We start from the raw sequence: 16,457 nt of genomic DNA, 5'->3' as shown, positions 1-16,457 counted from the left end.
TCACCTCCTAACATATTTATTGTCATCCAAGGCGGAAAATTTTGAAAAATAATTGTTTGTTATTACAATAAGCAACAAGGAGGAGAGGAAATGAAAGCAATTGTTATTGATCAATATGGTAGTGTTGAAGAATTACAAGAAAGACAAGTTCCTAAACCAGTTGTTAAATGTAATGAAGTATTAATACTTATACAAGCAACATCTGTCAATCCTGTTGATTGGAAAATAAGAAAGGGAGACTTACAAGAAAAGTTGCGATTTTCATTTCCAATTACATTAGGATTAGATGTTGCTGGAGTAGTTGAGGAAGTTGGAGAAGATGTGAATCATTTTAAAATAGGGGATAAAGTATTTACGAAACCCGAAAATATAGGGAAAGGCTCCTATGCTGAATACATTACAGTGAAATCAGATTTAGTAGCACATATGCCAAATAATATTAGTTTTGAAGAAGCTGCGTCTATACCTCTTGCAGGACTAACAGCTTGGCAAAGTCTTGTTGATTACGCACAAATAAAAGAAAATGACCGAGTATTAATTCATGCTGGAGCGGGCGGGGTAGGGAGTTTTGCAATTCAAATCGCAAAATCATTTGGGGCTTTTGTCGCAACAACTGCAAGTAGTAAAAATGAAGAGTTTTTAAAGTCTTTAGGTGCTGACCTTGTTATTGATTATAAAAAAGATAAATTTGAAGAGCTACTATCAGATTATGATATTGTGTTAGATACAATGGGCGGAGAAGTACAAGAAAAAAGTTTTCAAATTATTAAATCTGGTGGTGTTCTAGTTTCTATCGTTCATGAACCACGTCATGAAGTAAAGGCCATAGAATCAGGGTTTTTATGGTTGAAACCAAGCGGGAAGCAATTGGACGAATTATCTGTTTTGATTGAGCATGGAAAAATTAAACCTATCATCAGTAAGGTTGTTCCGTTTAATGAAGAAGGAATTAGAGAAGCTCATATTTTAAGTGAAAGTCAGCATGTTAGAGGGAAAATTGTAATTACGATGGAATGATATTTACATAAATATACGAGTGGTGACTATAAAAAATAAAAATTGTCACCACTCATATAAACTACAATTTTTGCACGACAAAAGTAATCGCATTCGTATTGAATTGAATGTGTTTACCGTTTCGTACAATATCATACGCTAAATTTTTTATTTCAACTTTTACTTCTTTCCATTCGTTATAAACGCTTTTTAGTGTACGTATCATTTCTTCCGTAGAAAGGTTAATTTCAATTAAAGCATCTAATTCTTCTCCTGTTTCTAAATCTATTTCTTGAATGTTAGAGTTAACTATTAAACAATTGATACCACCACTCTTTGTCCCATTTTTCATAGAGTGAAGCACTTTTTTAAAATCGTCTATTGATCTGACATGTTCTAAACTTGATACTGCAACGATGTAGTCATAAGTATTAGGAGCAATATAGTAGTTTTCAATTGCTGCTTGTTCCGTTTTTATGTATTCAAATACACCATATTCTTTGCTATAAACTTGTAACTTCATTAAAGCCGAATCAAGTAGATCAACACAAGTAACAGTGCCGCCACTATTCATGATTTTTTGTGCAATTGGAATACTGTTTCTACCGACACCAGAGCCAAGGTCAAGTATTTGTAGGTCTTTCTGTCCTTCAAAATAGTTCAGCATGCCCATAACTGTTTTAACAGGTTTATACAGCCAAGATCCTGCTTCGAATAATTTATATTGTTCATAGCAAAGATCGTGATACTTTTTCTCTTCTTGTCTTATGTAATCGATTCTGTTCATAGTATTTCAGCTCCAATAGTTTCATGGCGAAATGAATAGGTTCGACAACCTTTAACATTCATTTGAATTCGAAATATACCACCAGCATGTGGGTACTGTTTTAATTCCGCATCAGTCATTCTTGTTCTGGCTGTTGTGATATATAAATCGGTCAAATTAGGTCCTCCAAATGTACACGACGTTACATATAAAGCAGGAATCGGAATACTTAAAATCTGTTCTCCAGTCAAGGGATTCCATCTAGTAATCTTCGAGCCTCCCCAATGTGCAATCCATAAACAACCTTCTACATCAATTGTCATACCATCGGGTAGACCTTCATTTTCAGGGAAGATGATAACATCTGTTGGAGTGCTAATTACACCAGTATGTATATCATAATGAAAACGGACTACTTTTTTTGTAGGTGTATCAATAAAATAAAGGTATGTATCGTCAGGAGACCATGCTATGCCGTTTGATGTATTTACATGTGATACCTTTTTCTCTACTTGGAGATTATTATTTAAAGAATACAAGGAACCGGCGCCACTTATACCATATAAGTCAGTAGTGCCTGCCCAAAAGCGGCCAGCCGGATCGCATTTCCCGTCATTAAAACGATTTTCTATTAAATGTGGTTCAGGATCATAAATATGTGTAAGCTCTTCTGTATTTAGATTAAAAGAATAAAACCCTTTTTCTAGAGCTAAAAGTACTACATCATCTAGATATGGAACGACACAGCCGATTTGTTGATTGAGGGCAATCACTCGGTTTGAATTATTAGCGGGGGTATAAATGCATAGTTTTTTCTCCATAATATCAACCCAGTATAAAAGCTGCTTTTTTTCATTCCAACATGGTCCTTCAGCTAAACTTGCTTTAGCATCTAAAACTAATTCTATATTACTGAACAAGATGTTCACCTCGCTTTATAAGATATTTATATAATTCGATAAGAATAGAGGTAAACCTTTTGTGAGAGATTATTAAGATTTGCAATGTCGAAAACAGACCTTTTCAAGTTATTAAAAAAATGTATAAACACTGTGAGGAAAATGCATATGCTGTTTTATGAGATTGTTTGCTTTTCGTGTAAAAATATATTCCGAGTATACGAAGGAAGTGAAAAATATAAGCGATTTAAAGAGAAACCGAAAGGGACATATTGTTGTGATGAGTGTAGCCACAGAATTCAATTAGAAGCGATAAAATGTTTTTTTAGGTAGTTTTATATTTTTGTTCAGAAAAAATTGACAATAAACGCATAATAAATTATCATATGTAAAAACTAATATTCAAAATGGCATTGAAGAGAAGAGTAGTTAAGAATGAATACATACAGAGAGCTCCGGTAGCTGAGAAGGAGAGGTGAAAATCTTAATGAAAAAAGACTTAGAGCTGCGCAAGGAACTAATTCATTTAGGGATGGTGCGACGGGTTCTCCCGTTATAGAGATAGGGTATAAGCATGTTTTGCCGTACCTGAAGAGGTTAATATGGTGACGTATTAACAAACTGAGGTGGTACCGCGAAGTTAATAACTCTCGTCCTCAAGATGAATAATCTTGGGGGTGGGAGTTTTTTTATTGCATAAAACTGAAAATGTGAAAACAAAAATACAATTGAGGTGAGTAACATATGCATTGGGCGTATGAAGTAGCACATGAATTGATTAGAAAAAATCCAAACAAAGAAACTTTTGTTTGTGCAGCTGGAATTAGTCCATCTGGTTCTGTTCATATTGGGAACTTCCGTGAAATAGTAACGACTTATTTCGTTGTAAGAGCTCTGCAAGATTTAGGGAAAAAGACTCGTTTTATCTTTTCATGGGATGATTATGACAGGTTTAGAAAAGTTCCTAAAAATATTGATCCATCTTTTGCAAAATATATTGGTATGCCATACTGTGATATTCCTGATCCGTATGGGTGTCATAACTCGTACGCAGAGCATTTTGAAAAAGAGTTTGAGAAATCGCTACAAGCATTTGGGATTGAAGTGGAATTCATATATCAACATGCTGAATATAGAAGCGGAAGGTATAACGAAAACATATTAGAGTCTTTGTATAAAAGAAAAGAAATATATGATATTTTAATGGGTTTTAAAACAGGAATACACCGAGAAGAAGATAGAGAAAACTTTTATCCCGTTACGTTATATTGTGAGAGGTGCGGGAAAGATGCAACAACTATTACACATTTTGATGAAGTATTAAAAACAGTTCGGTATGACTGTGAATGTGGAAATCAAAATAAATTATCCGTATTAAATACAAGTCAAATGAAACTGAATTGGAAAATCGATTGGCCGATGAGATGGATGATTGAGGATGTTATTTTCGAACCGGGCGGAAGAGATCATTCATCGGAAACAGGTAGTTATAATGTATCAAAAGAAATTGCAAGGAAAATATTCAATTGTGAAGCCCCTCAATACGTTGCTTATGATTTCATTGGAATTAAAGGGCATCATGAAAAAATGTCCAGTTCTTCAGGGAATAGTATTACACCTAGCGACTTATTAAAAGTGTATGTACCAGAAGTGATTCTTTTTATGTTTGCAAAATATAGGCCCGGCGCAGCTTTTCATATTGGACTTGATGAAGATGTGATTCGCAATTATACAGAGTATGAGAGATTGAAGGATAGTTATGAAAATAAAACACTCAAAAATGAAGATTTATTTGATGCAATTAAACTTTCTAGACTTGATAGCCGATTTAAAGAGTATCCAAAGTTTAATCAAGTAGCAGGAACTTTACCATTATTAAATTTTGATTCATCTATTTTACAAGATATATTAGAGAAAATAGATAGGAGCTATGCATTACCTGAAATGATAGCGATAAGTAATCGTGCTGAGTATTGGATAAGAAACTTTCAATCTAAAAAATTAATTGCGGTAAATAAAGAGAAAAATACGGAGTTTTATAACACATTAGATGAACGGCAGAAAAAATGGCTAGTAGAAGTTTGTAAAATAATTCGTTCTAATAACGATCATTCTAAACTAATGGAGCAATTGTATACGATTTGTCATCATGAAAATAAAAAAATAATGAAAGAAAATCAAAAACAATTATTTACCATTTTATATAGGCTCATTATGAATCAATCAAGTGGTCCACGTATACCATTATTAATACATGTGGTAGGCGCTAGAAAATTCGTCACATTATTAGATTTCTAAAATATAGTTAAAAGCAACGCAAGTACTCAATAGAATAAGTACTTGCGTTGCTTAATTTTTACTATCTTGAATACATTTTTGGACATTCATCGCCACTAGGCTCGTAAAAGCAATGGCTTTTAAATTGTCCTGCAAACGGCTGATTATACCATTCGGGCGGACAAGCTCCAACTGGACGGAAATACCAAAGAGCCCATCGTGCTGGCCAGCGCCATTCACCTTGTAAAACTTTTCTTGCGATTTCTTTTTCTGATTCACGGGCACGTTGATAAAAGTAACCGTATTGAACTGCTTCGAATCCGCCAGGGCTTTGATATACTGCATCACGCACAGATCGAAGTTGTTTGAAATCTAAGCAATCACAAAATACACGGTTTACTACAACACATCCAACAAGTTGTTCACCTTGTCGTCCTTCGCCCTCAGCTTCAGCACGTATTAAACGTGCTAGTAAATCAACGTCACTTTCGTTGTATGGAATAAGGGGCATTGTAATACCACCTTTCTTTACCTGTTATAGTAAAGAGTGTATGTTTCAAAATGAGCTAAGTGCATTTTTCTTGAAAATAACTACTAATTTTAAAAAGGAGCTTATGCAGATAAAAGCTAATTATTATATAGAAGATAAAAACGAAAAAGGAGAGGTACTATGCATCGTATTCATAAAGAACATATCATTTACGCAATGTCACCAGAAAATAATCCATGTATTGAAGTAGAAATTGGGAGCCGTCTTGTATTTGAAACATATGATTGCTTTGAAAATCAAATTAATTCTGAAGATGTTGTGTTTCAAGAATTAGATTGGAATCGAATAAATCCAGCGACCGGACCTGTACATATTAAAGGTGCAGAACCTGGTGATATATTAGTCGTAACGATTGAAAAGATTAAAATTGCAGAGCAGGGTGTTTTAACTACAGGTGCGAACCTAGGTGTAATGGGTGATGAGCTAAATGAAAATACAGTAAAAATTGTCCCAATACATAATGGACATGTTTCATTTTCAAATGAACTGCAAATTCCAATTAATCCAATGATTGGTGTGATTGGTACTGCACCGAAAGAAGAGAGTATTTCATGTGGTACACCGCATGATCACGGCGGGAATATGGATTGTAAAGAAATCAAAGAAGGTACAACGTTATTATTACCTGTAAATGTTCCTGGTGCTCTTTTAGCATTAGGCGATTTACACGCTGCGATGGGTGATGGTGAAATTGGTGTTAGTGGAGTAGAGGTTGCTGGTGAGGTAACTGTAACTGTTCAGACTATAAAWGGAAAGAAATGGCCATTACCATTGGCTATTCAAAAAGAAAAAATAATGACGATTGCTTCAGAGAAATTGCTAGATGATGCAGCGAATCGTGCTGTACGTAATATGGTGACATTTTTACATGAAGAATTAGAAATGTCTAAAGCTGATGCAACTCTTTTATTATCAGCAGCAGGTAATTTAAAAATTTGCCAAGTTGTGGATCCACTAAAAACGGCGCGGATGGAACTAGGAAGGGAATATGTGGAGAAGTTAGGATTTTCTCTAAATGCATTTCATATTAAATAAGAAAAATAGAAAAAGGATACTTTTGTATAAAAGTATCCTTTTTCTATTTTACGGATTTTGTGAAAAGAGGTAGTATTTATATAAGTATATTTGAGATTGTGGATCAAAAAGGAGTTCAGAGATGGTTAAAATTATGATTGTTGAAGATGATATGAAAATTGCGGAGCTATTATCAACATATGTTGCGAAATACGGTTACCAAGGAATTATTGTAACGGATTTTCAAAATGTGTTAGACATATTTTTAGAAGAACAACCGGAGTTAGTTTTATTAGATATTAATTTACCAAGTTTTGATGGTTACTATTGGTGTCGTCAAATTCGCGGGGTTTCCACATGTCCGATTTTATTTATTTCGGCCCGTGAAGGTACGATGGATCAAGTTATGGCGTTAGAAAATGGTGGCGATGATTTTATTCCGAAGCCGTTTCATTATGAAGTTGTAATGGCGAAAATTCGTAGTCATTTAAGACGTGCTTATGGAGACTATGCACCGAAACTAGAAGAACGAATGATTGAGCAACAAGGTCTTAGTTTATATCCCGAAAGACTTGTATTAAAACTTAGGAACCAAGAGATTGATATAACGAGAAACGAAGCCATTTTATTAGAGATGTTAATGAAAAACTATCCGCGTGTTGTGAGTAGGGAAGTATTATTAAATAAATTATGGGATAGTGAATCCTATGTTGATGACAATACATTAAGTGTAAATACAACACGTGTGCGTAAAAAGTTAAAAACGTTACAAATTGAAGGAGCAATTGAAACAATTCGTAGTGTTGGGTATAGATTACATATTACTTGGGATAATGGTATGGAAAAATGATAAGGTTATTTATACGTGATCATATACCACTTATTTGTTTTACTGCGATCCAACTACTAGCCATATTCTTAGTTTATTGGTTTGATGGGCATAATCATATTTCAACGGCATTATATGCAATGTTTTTAGGTGCTTTTTTTATGGTAAGTTATTTAGTATTTCGTTATTTTACACATCGTTCTTTTTATGAACGTTTAGCAAATCCGTTGCAATCTTTGGATGAATCTGTTCAAAAATCTGATTTTGCAGTTTTATCTACTGCTCTCCAAGATTTGCTCGAAGTACAATATCGACATTATCAAAATCAGCTCCAGTTACAAGAGAGGAAAAATAATGATCATTTAACCTTTATGAATCAGTGGATTCATCAAATGAAAACACCTTTATCTGTAATAGAATTAATTACACAAGATGAAGTGGATTCACGTTTTGAAAGTATTAATGAGGAAACAGATAGGTTGAAAAAGGGGTTAGAGATGGCACTGTATGTCGCACGTTTAGAAGCATTTACACAAGATTTTTATGTAGAAAGAGTACAACTACATAAAATAGTGAATGATTCCGTGCATGAACATAAACGCTTTTTTATTCGGAATTTTGTATACCCAGAGCTTGAAATTGATAAGAGTATTACTGTAGAAAGTGATGCGAAGTGGTTACAATTTTTAATTGGACAAATAATATCGAATGCGATTAAATATTCATCAGGTAGTAGAGAAAAGATTAAAGTGAAAGCACGTAAGGAAGGTAATACAGTTGTACTTGAAATTACCGATAGTGGCGTAGGGATACCGAAGCAAGATTTACCAAGAGTATTCAAACCCTTCTTTACAGGAGAAAACGGTAGAGATTTTAAAGAATCAACTGGAATGGGATTATATCTTGTATATGAAATTACGAAACAATTAGGACATAGTGTAGGAATCCATTCAGAGGTTGGTAAAGGTACCGTTGTACGAATAATATTTTTAAATGTGTAAAAAGTGATTCAGGCTAAAGAACTTTTAAGATAAGTTTTTTAGCCTTGTTTTGTAATACTGATACAATTTGAGAATGTAAAATTATTTATATAAGAGAAGATAAACTCAACTGAAAAGGAAAAAGAATAACTAGTCATACACATGCTTTTTAGTAATAAAAGTGCTTTTGGGGTAATTGATAATGACTGGGGGATTGAAATGGATATTCGTAAAATGAGATATTTCATAACAGTGGCAGAAGAATTAAACTTTAGTCGTGCAGCAGAACGGCTTAGGATGGCACAACCTCCTTTAAGCCAAGAAATTCGTAAATTAGAAGATGAATTGGGCGTTCAACTTTTTCATCGAACAAAAAGAATGGTTGAACTAACCAGTGCAGGGAAAATATTTTTAGAAGGTGCGCGGCAAACGTTGCTTCAAGTAGATAGAACTATTAAAGAAACACAGCTTGTGGATGAAGGGAAGACAGGACATTTAATCATCGGTTTTGTCGATTCTACAGAAACCGTTATAGACATATTAAAAACATTTCGAGAACGGTTTCCTAAAATTCAGCTTATATTACGTGAGATGACAACAGACCAGCAAATAAAAGCGCTATATGAAAAACAAATTCATATTGGATTTATTCGTTCCAAGCAGAATAATGAAATATTAGTTTCCGAAGTTTGTTCTGAGGAATGTTTAAAATTGGTTTTGCATGAAGATCATCCTTTAGTTTCGTTACGTAACATTTCAATCAAATCATTAATTGATGAACCATTTATTTTATTTCCCCGTCATTTCGGTACAAACTTTTATGATTTAATTATTAGTTACTTTTGGGAGCATGGAGTCAGCTTAAATATTGTTCAAGAAGCGATTCAAATGCAAACGATTGTGAATTTAGTTGCTACAGGGATGGGGATTTCTGTCGTTCCATCATCGGTGGAAAGCTATAAAAAATCGGGTGTCATGTATAAAGACATTCAAGAAAATACACCGAAAATAAATTTATATGTTGGATGGAGACAAGATGAAAAATCTGTCGTATTAGAGAACTTCTTAACAGTTGTTAGAGAGGTTTATACGACTTCACAATTTGAATTTGAAAAGTAAAGGCCCATCTTGATGGGATGGGCAGGGGGAACGTTGGATAGGAAAACTTCTATTTTTATTTTAAAGTCAGACTACAAAGATATTTTGTGGTTTTTAAAAAGGAATTCACTGATGTTTCAACCTGTTTTACTCGGATCGTACTCAATGAAACCTTTTAGTACACTATCAATTTGATCCATTATTTCAGGTTGTAATTTAACACTAGAAGCAATTACGTTTTCTCTTATTTGCTCCGGATTTGAAGCGCCAATAATTGCAGAGGAAACAGCTGGATTTTGTAGTACCCAAGCAACTGCGAGTTGTGGTAGGGTAAGATTAGTTTCTTGCGCGATGGGATTGAGTTTCTGAATTGCAGTGAGTACATCATCACTCATCCAACGTTGCACGAGTTTGTGGAAAAATGGTTTACCAGCATCTGAATTAGCACGTGATTGAGTCGGTATTGGTTTATCAGGTTGATATTTTCCAGAGAGAATACCTTGTGCGAGGGGAGACCATACAACTTGACCAAGTCCCTCACGTTGACATGTTGGTATTACATCAGTTTCGATAACTCGCCATAACATCGAGTATTGAGGTTGGCTAGCGATAAGTGGAATGTTCAATTCTCGTGCAAGTGCTGCACCGCGGGTAATTTGTTCTGATGTCCATTCACTTACGCCTAAGTAAAGGACTTTACCTTGTCTTACAAGATCAGCAAAAGCTAACATCGTTTCCTCAAGAGGAGTTGTTGAGTCAAATCTATGTGCATAATAGACATCAATGTAGTCTGTCTGCAACCGCTGTAACGATGCATTGCAATTTTCTATAATATGTTTTCTCGATAATCCACGATCATTTTTTCCAGGTCCGGTCGGATGGCATACTTTTGTACATAGTTCTATGCTTTCTCGGCGTATACCTTTCAAAGACCGGCCAAGTACTTCTTCGGCTATAGTGTCCGAATAGACATCAGCAGTATCGAACGTAGTAATTCCGACATCTAGTGCGGCTTTCACACAATCATTTGCAGTATCTTCGTTTACTTTTCCACCATGGTTAATCCAGTTCCCGTATGCAATCTTACTTACTGTTAATCCACTGTTTCCTAGTTTACTAAATTCCATTGTAGTATCCTCCTTTTAAAATGATATCTTTATTATAAGAACTGAAATGTAATATGTATAATATGTAATTAATGATACATTTATATAAAAATTATATAAGAGAGAGTGCGTAGAAGTTTACTACTAAGGAAATCTAAAGCCAGTAGTATTACAGATGTTGTTTGTGTTTGATCGATATGAAGTGACGATAAATAGACCTAAAAGAAAGCAATCATTTTCACAGCACATATAATTACATTTACTCATACAGTACTATCATGGTACAATATGGTTACTAACGACGGAAAGGAATGATGGGTGGACGATGATTAACTAATCTTATTTTTAAATGTTGAAATTCAATAAATTTCAATTTATAAAAAATAGGATTAGTCTGCCCAATCTCCTTACAACGGTATTGCTATTTATTATGCGTAATAGCTTATTTGGGTATAAATATGTTAACGACTAATCCTGCCAAATTAATTTGGGAGGATTTTTTTGTTCTCCCTTAATGAAAGGGATCGGTAATATGAAAGAAATTTTAAAATTAAATGATGTGTATGTTGAAATAATGGAAAATACTTTATTAGAGAAAATGAATGTTACAGTAAGACAAGGGGATGTTATCGGATTAATCGGTAAAAATGGTGCCGGTAAATCAACGTTACTTCAATTAATAAATGGGAAGATTGAGCCATCAAAAGGGAATGTTGAATGGCAGGAAATGAATATGACAACGGCATATGTTGAACAAGAAATAGAATCTTTTATTAGTAATGATATGATTGCAAAAGAAGCAGAACTTCTTGCGAAATGGGGCGTGCCAACGAACGATTTTCTTACTTTAAGTGGTGGTGAAAAGCTGAAAGTTCGACTAGCAAAAGGATTTGCCGAAAATCCTAATTTATTAATATTAGACGAACCGACAAATCATTTAGATGAGATGAGTACGGAATTTCTCATTAAGCAAATAAAAAATATGAAGGGTACAGTTATCGTTGTATCGCATGATCGATACTTTTTAGATGTTGTCGCAACGAAAATATGGTCAATTGAGGAAAAGAAACTAATTGAGCATAGCGGTAATTATACGAGTTATATGAAAGCACGTGAGCATACAAGAATGACGCAGCAACGTGAATATGAAAAACAACAAAAAAAGATAGAACAAGTAGAAACACATATAAAAGAATTAAGTTCATGGTCACAAAAGGCACACGCACAGTCTACAAAACAAGAAGGAGTTAAAGAGTTTTATCGTGTAAAAGCGAAGCGAATGGATGCGCAAGTGAAGTCAAAACGAAAACGTCTCGAAAAAGAGCTGGAGAAAACGAAAGTAGAACGTGTGAAAGAAGAGTATTCAGTGGAGTTCTCTATTCAAGCGAATAAAAAAGTAGGAAAACGCTTTTTAGAAGTAAAGAAATTAAAAAAAGACTTTCATGGAAAGACATTATTTGAAAACGTTAATTTTACAATCCAGCACGGTGAGAAGGTTGCGATTGTTGGACCAAACGGTAGCGGGAAAACAACATTACTGAAGATGATTATGGGAACGGAAACTGTACAAGGAGAAGTATGGGTTTCACCATCTGCAAACATCGGTTATTTAACACAAGAAGTATTTGATTTACCACTAGATAAAACACCAGAAGATTTATTTTTTAAAGAGACATTTGAAGAAAGAGGAAAAGTCCAAAATTTAATGAAACATTTAGGATTCCAAGCTTCTCAATGGAAAGAGCCGATTGAGCATATGAGTATGGGGGAACGAGTAAAATGCAAGTTAATGGCTTATATTTTAGATGAAAAAGATATACTTATTTTAGATGAACCGACGAATCACCTTGACCTCCCTTCACGTGAACAGCTTGAAAATACATTAGCTGAGTATAATGGAACACTCGTTATAGTTTCTCACGATCGATATTTTCTAGAGAAAACAACTAACACGAAACTCGTGTTTTCAAATAATACGATACAAAAGCAGCTAGAGGAACTTATTAAAACAAGAGATGATATTGAAGAGCTACGTTTAACGTTAGAAACAGAGCGACAAGAAGTATTAGGTAAATTAAGTTTCTTAACTTCTAACGATAAAGAATATAAAGAACTTGATGAACGATTTATAGAACTTACGAAGCAGATTAAGGCGCTTTAATATAATTAAGGGGGATTAACATGGGAGAAGAGAGTTCGACTAATTTATTTAGAATAGACTGTGGAGATATATACTTGCAAGAGTTTACTATCAAAGATGCGGAGAGTATTTATAAAATATCGAATCAACCGGAAATAGAACAGTTTTTACCAGACTGGAAATCAACGAAAGAACAAAGGGTTAATTGGGTTGCAAATTATGAAATACCAGAAAATAAAGCATTTCTTAATGCAGTGAGAACTACGACTAACATAGATGATCACATATTAAGACTAGGAATATTTAAGAAAACCACAAATGAATTTATTGGATGGTGCTGCACAGGTATGAAAGATGAGCTTCCTGCACCGAACAGAGAAATTATGTATGCTGTTTCAAGTGAATATCATAATAATGGCTATGCAACGAGAGCGACAAAAGGCTTGATCGGCTATTTGTTTGAAAATACAAATGTGGATGTCCTTAACGCAATTGCATTAATAAACAACGCACCATCAAATAGAGTTATTGAAAAATGTGGATTTACTTATATAAGCCAACAGACGATAGAAAACCAACTATATAATCATTATTTATTGAGCAAATCAGAGTGGATAAAAAATATCGCTCTTTAAAAGGAGTTATAATGGAATGAAATGATTTTAAAAAAGCTTAGAGCTAAAGCTCTAAGCTTTTTTATGTACTATTTACTTTTGGATTATACTTATGAATTATAAGTTATTATTCATCGTTTTGAAGTTCTATAGTTATTCTTTATAATATATTTTATGTTGCTAATAAAGAATACAAGGAATACAGCAACTTTTAATGATGATAATTGTTTCTTAAACTCACTTTTATTTATATATTTAATAGGTTTACAAGGTGTCCTGGCAACCAGAAATAAGTAGTATTGTATTTCATACTACTATATAGATATTATAAGATGAATAATCGTTAATTATAGTTTGAAAATAGGTTTGTTATCAGTTTTTTCAGAAATCTTACAAGCGTGTAAGATAAATGAAAGATGAATCAATATGTGCTATAAGACAATTCATTTACACTATATTGTGAGAAGTGCAAATGAAGGGAGAATATAAATGGAAATTCTACATGCAAAAAGTATTAGTAAAGTATATAAAGGGAAAGTACCTTTTAAAGCATTGGTAGATATTGATTTATCAATTCAAGAAGGTGAATTTATAGGGATTATGGGGCCATCAGGGAGCGGGAAAACAACGTTATTAAATATGGTATCTACTATCGACTCTCCAACATCGGGAGAAATATTAATAAATGGTACAAATCCTTTCCAGTTGACATCAGATAATTTGGCTTTATTCCGTAGGAAACAATTAGGATTTGTTTTTCAATCATTTAATTTACTTAGCACACTTACAGTAAAGGAAAATATCGTATTGCCGATGACATTAGATGGTGTTTCTGTACAAGAAATGAACAAACGAGTTGAAGAAATTGCAGAGAAATTAAATATTACAGATATATTGAGTAAAAGAACTTTTGAAATTTCAGGGGGGCAAGCTCAAAGAACAGCAATTGCTCGTGCAATTGTTCATAAGCCACAATTATTACTTGCAGATGAACCAACAGGGAATTTAGACTCTAAATCTTCAAATGATGTAATGGAGATGCTAGATACTTTAAATAAAGAAGAAAAAGCTACGATGATGTTAGTTACACATGATCCGTATGCAGCGAGTTTTTGCAGCAGAGTCATATTTATTAAAGATGGTCAACTATATAACGAAATTTATTGTGGTGAAAGTAGGCAAGCATTTTATCAAAAGATTATGGATGTCCTTTCTTTGTTAGGAGGGAAAAGGCATGACTTTTCGTCAGTTCGCATTTAATAATATTTTTCGCAATAAGCGTACATATGCTGCTCATTTTTTAAGTAGTGCATTTTCTATTATGATTTTCTTTACGTATGCTCTTTTATTATTTCATCCTGATTTACAAGGTGAGTTGAAATCGACAAGTGCAACAATAAGTGCATTTGGTACATTGGGATTTTCAGTTTCGCAAGGCTTGATTTTTGTATTTTCATTTTTCTTCATTCTATATTCAGTTAGTTCATTTTTAAAAACGCGTAAGAAAGAATTTGGGATATTAATGATGCAAGGTATGTCAATGAGACAGCTTAAGAAATTATTATTAATTGAAAATATGTTGATTGGACTTGGCTCAATTTGTATAGGAATTCTCATTGGACTCGTATTTTCTAAACTAGTTTTATTGATAAGCGCAAGTGTATTAATGATTAGTAATGGTTTGCCTTTTTATATACCAGTGCAGGCTGTATTATTAACAGTCATCACATTTCTTTTATTATTTTTAATTGTTTCGCTCGTTACATTTAAAATGATAAAAGTAACAGAACTTGTGGAACTTATACAAGCAGAGGAAAAGCCAAAGCCAGAACCGAAAGCATCAATTTTATTATCGCTACTTTCTTTAATTAGTATAGGGTATGGATATTTTTCAGTATTTCGCTTTATCCCAAGTACTAATTTTATTACGCTTGGGATAGGGGTGCTCCTAGTAATTATAGGAACGTACTTTTTATATACACAGTGTAGCGTTTATATATTGCACCTTGCGAAAAGGAGAGAATCTTTCTTTTTAAAGAGAACAAATATATTAACATTTTCTGAATTAATTTACCGTATGAAAGATAATGCAACGATGTTTTTTATAGTATCTATTGTTTCAGCAGTTGCATTTACAGCGATTGGTACAACAGCTGCAATTGGAAATAGGGATTTGGTAAGGATGACAAATCCGTATACATTTTTGTATGGAAGTTTTGAAAACGACAAAGTATTAAATAAAAATCTTTCTATTATAAAAAAACACCTTTCTGATGCTAATATTCCGTATCGAATGGCTTCATCTTCAGATATATACACGGAAAATGGTGTAAATGTAATGAAGTTAAGTGAATATAACGATCTTGCTAAAGCACTAGGCTATCAACAAGAAACAATCGAAAAAGAAGATGAAATTTTATTAATTCCTGGAGTCGTATCGCAAAAACAAGAATTTAAAAATGGCGAGTATAAAAAGAATATAGAAGTCATTCAAGGAGATTGGACAAAGACATTTCATGTGAAAAAAGCTGTAGAAAATTTAGTTTTACCACATGATTCTAGAACTATTTATATCGCTGTTAAAGATCAGGTATATGATGGAATACCTCTTACTAGTGACCCGGTTAATAAAGACATTCAATATCGTACTTACGGATTTGTTGTAGACGATTGGATGAAAACGAAGGGAATTTCAAACGAATTAATTAGTAGATTTGAGAAAGATACTAGAGTAGGTAATTTTCAATTTCGGGCTTTAACTATAGATTTGTTAAGTGCAAAGCAAACGAATGGATTATTACTTATGGCAAGTGTTTTAGTCGGAATCGTCTTCTTCACATTCGCTGCTAGTTTTATTTATTTCCGATTATATACTGATTTGGATCGCGATCAACAGCAATATAAAATGATTTCGAAAATGGGATTAAGTAAACGAGAATTAAAAAAAATTGTAACGAGACAGTTATTATTAATGTTCTTCTTACCGATTGTTGTTGCAGTGATTCATACTATAGTCGCTTATACGGCATTACAGCAATTAGTCGATTTTTCTATAATTAATAGCTCTATCGTTATTTTAATTTCATTTATATGTATACAAGTATTATATTTCTTTATAACCCGTTGGCGTTACCTGCAAAAGCTTTATAAGGTTATGGAGCAATAGAGTATATTAGCTTGTAAGACTA

At 33.4% G+C, this 16,457-nt stretch carries 15 protein-coding genes and 1 other annotated feature; of the genes, 11 read left to right on the top strand and 4 right to left on the bottom strand.

Annotation, left to right across the window (positions count from 1 at the left end; all coding sequences use genetic code 11):
* The first annotated feature begins 90 nt into the window (after positions 1-90).
* Positions 91-1,017 carry an NADP-dependent oxidoreductase gene (locus tag AC1DKZ_RS11585; protein ID WP_476996269.1) on the top strand — a complete coding sequence of 309 codons (927 nt, stop codon included), beginning with the start codon at positions 91-93 and terminating at the stop codon, positions 1,015-1,017.
* Between the two features lie 61 nt (positions 1,018-1,078).
* Here the strand turns inward: AC1DKZ_RS11585 and AC1DKZ_RS11580 are convergent, their stop codons facing one another.
* Positions 1,079-1,783: a class I SAM-dependent methyltransferase gene (locus AC1DKZ_RS11580; protein ID WP_476996268.1), complete on the bottom strand. Its 705-nt coding sequence runs from the start codon at positions 1,781-1,783 to the stop codon at positions 1,079-1,081.
* Positions 1,780-2,682: an SMP-30/gluconolactonase/LRE family protein gene (locus AC1DKZ_RS11575; protein WP_476996267.1), complete on the bottom strand. Its 903-nt coding sequence runs from the start codon at positions 2,680-2,682 to the stop codon at positions 1,780-1,782. Before AC1DKZ_RS11575 ends, AC1DKZ_RS11580 begins: the two co-directional genes overlap by 4 nt.
* Before the next feature lie 141 nt (positions 2,683-2,823).
* Between AC1DKZ_RS11575 and AC1DKZ_RS11570 the strand changes: the two genes are divergently transcribed.
* Both AC1DKZ_RS11570 and lysS read left to right on the top strand, forming a co-directional pair.
* Complete coding sequence (locus AC1DKZ_RS11570; RefSeq protein WP_078203372.1) at positions 2,824-2,994, top strand: DUF2197 domain-containing protein; 171 nt, start codon at positions 2,824-2,826, stop codon at positions 2,992-2,994.
* A gap of 71 nt (positions 2,995-3,065) precedes the next feature.
* Positions 3,066-3,322, top strand: a binding site (T-box leader).
* Between the two features lie 83 nt (positions 3,323-3,405).
* A complete protein-coding gene (lysS, locus tag AC1DKZ_RS11565; RefSeq protein ID WP_476996266.1) occupies positions 3,406-4,959 on the top strand; it encodes a lysine--tRNA ligase in 1,554 nt (517 codons plus the stop codon).
* Positions 4,960-5,020: 61 nt separating this feature from the next.
* On the opposite strand, the gene AC1DKZ_RS11560 is transcribed toward lysS, so the two are convergent.
* Positions 5,021-5,449, bottom strand: a complete 429-nt coding sequence (locus tag AC1DKZ_RS11560) for a cell wall hydrolase (protein WP_002013108.1) — start codon at positions 5,447-5,449, stop codon at positions 5,021-5,023.
* A gap of 159 nt (positions 5,450-5,608) precedes the next feature.
* Between AC1DKZ_RS11560 and AC1DKZ_RS11555 the strand changes: the two genes are divergently transcribed.
* From AC1DKZ_RS11555 to AC1DKZ_RS11540, 4 genes are all read left to right on the top strand, one after another.
* Positions 5,609-6,523 carry an acetamidase/formamidase family protein gene (locus tag AC1DKZ_RS11555; protein WP_476996265.1) on the top strand — a complete coding sequence of 305 codons (915 nt, stop codon included), beginning with the start codon at positions 5,609-5,611 and terminating at the stop codon, positions 6,521-6,523.
* A gap of 121 nt (positions 6,524-6,644) precedes the next feature.
* Positions 6,645-7,352, top strand: coding sequence for a response regulator transcription factor (locus tag AC1DKZ_RS11550; RefSeq protein ID WP_002127681.1), 708 nt, complete (start codon positions 6,645-6,647; stop codon positions 7,350-7,352).
* Positions 7,349-8,332, top strand: coding sequence for a sensor histidine kinase (locus tag AC1DKZ_RS11545; RefSeq protein WP_113710067.1), 984 nt, complete (start codon positions 7,349-7,351; stop codon positions 8,330-8,332). Before AC1DKZ_RS11550 ends, AC1DKZ_RS11545 begins: the two co-directional genes overlap by 4 nt.
* A gap of 198 nt (positions 8,333-8,530) precedes the next feature.
* Positions 8,531-9,430, top strand: coding sequence for a LysR substrate-binding domain-containing protein (locus tag AC1DKZ_RS11540; RefSeq protein WP_476996264.1), 900 nt, complete (start codon positions 8,531-8,533; stop codon positions 9,428-9,430).
* A gap of 116 nt (positions 9,431-9,546) precedes the next feature.
* Here AC1DKZ_RS11540 and AC1DKZ_RS11535 read toward each other — a convergent pair whose 3' ends face one another.
* Positions 9,547-10,536 (bottom strand): aldo/keto reductase family protein, encoded by a 990-nt coding sequence (locus AC1DKZ_RS11535; protein ID WP_476996263.1) that lies wholly within the window; start codon positions 10,534-10,536, stop codon positions 9,547-9,549.
* Positions 10,537-11,047: 511 nt separating this feature from the next.
* Here AC1DKZ_RS11535 and abc-f point away from each other — a divergent pair.
* The 4 genes from abc-f (at position 11,048) to AC1DKZ_RS11515 (ending at position 16,435) form a co-directional block, all read left to right on the top strand.
* Positions 11,048-12,676 carry a ribosomal protection-like ABC-F family protein gene (abc-f, locus tag AC1DKZ_RS11530; protein ID WP_476996262.1) on the top strand — a complete coding sequence of 543 codons (1,629 nt, stop codon included), beginning with the start codon at positions 11,048-11,050 and terminating at the stop codon, positions 12,674-12,676.
* 20 nt (positions 12,677-12,696) lie between these two features.
* Entirely contained in the window at positions 12,697-13,290 is a 594-nt protein-coding gene (locus AC1DKZ_RS11525; protein ID WP_431181730.1) for a GNAT family N-acetyltransferase, read from the top strand.
* 468 nt (positions 13,291-13,758) lie between these two features.
* Positions 13,759-14,529, top strand: a complete 771-nt coding sequence (locus AC1DKZ_RS11520) for an ABC transporter ATP-binding protein (RefSeq protein WP_002136646.1) — start codon at positions 13,759-13,761, stop codon at positions 14,527-14,529.
* The gene (locus AC1DKZ_RS11515; protein ID WP_431181729.1) at positions 14,504-16,435 is read left to right on the top strand and encodes an ABC transporter permease; all 1,932 of its coding nucleotides are present in this window, start codon (positions 14,504-14,506) and stop codon (positions 16,433-16,435) included. The genes AC1DKZ_RS11520 and AC1DKZ_RS11515 overlap by 26 nt, the downstream gene beginning before the upstream one ends.
* The last annotated feature ends 22 nt before the right edge of the window (positions 16,436-16,457 follow it).

Source organism: Bacillus sp. 05T21, assembly GCF_056396785.1.
Note: the sequence above shows the minus strand (reverse complement) of the source record. Positions and strands in the feature narration are given on the sequence as shown.

Coding starts and splice junctions, on each gene's coding strand:
- AC1DKZ_RS11525 (WP_431181730.1), top strand. CDS start 12,697: ATGGGAGAAGAGAGTTCGACTAATTTATTTAGAATAGACTGTGGAGAT.
- AC1DKZ_RS11570 (WP_078203372.1), top strand. CDS start 2,824: ATGCATATGCTGTTTTATGAGATTGTTTGCTTTTCGTGTAAAAATATA.
- AC1DKZ_RS11540 (WP_476996264.1), top strand. CDS start 8,531: ATGGATATTCGTAAAATGAGATATTTCATAACAGTGGCAGAAGAATTA.
- AC1DKZ_RS11545 (WP_113710067.1), top strand. CDS start 7,349: ATGATAAGGTTATTTATACGTGATCATATACCACTTATTTGTTTTACT.
- AC1DKZ_RS11515 (WP_431181729.1), top strand. CDS start 14,504: ATGACTTTTCGTCAGTTCGCATTTAATAATATTTTTCGCAATAAGCGT.
- AC1DKZ_RS11520 (WP_002136646.1), top strand. CDS start 13,759: ATGGAAATTCTACATGCAAAAAGTATTAGTAAAGTATATAAAGGGAAA.
- AC1DKZ_RS11580 (WP_476996268.1), bottom strand. CDS start 1,783: ATGAACAGAATCGATTACATAAGACAAGAAGAGAAAAAGTATCACGAT.
- lysS (WP_476996266.1), top strand. CDS start 3,406: ATGCATTGGGCGTATGAAGTAGCACATGAATTGATTAGAAAAAATCCA.
- AC1DKZ_RS11585 (WP_476996269.1), top strand. CDS start 91: ATGAAAGCAATTGTTATTGATCAATATGGTAGTGTTGAAGAATTACAA.
- AC1DKZ_RS11550 (WP_002127681.1), top strand. CDS start 6,645: ATGGTTAAAATTATGATTGTTGAAGATGATATGAAAATTGCGGAGCTA.
- abc-f (WP_476996262.1), top strand. CDS start 11,048: ATGAAAGAAATTTTAAAATTAAATGATGTGTATGTTGAAATAATGGAA.
- AC1DKZ_RS11560 (WP_002013108.1), bottom strand. CDS start 5,449: ATGCCCCTTATTCCATACAACGAAAGTGACGTTGATTTACTAGCACGT.
- AC1DKZ_RS11535 (WP_476996263.1), bottom strand. CDS start 10,536: ATGGAATTTAGTAAACTAGGAAACAGTGGATTAACAGTAAGTAAGATT.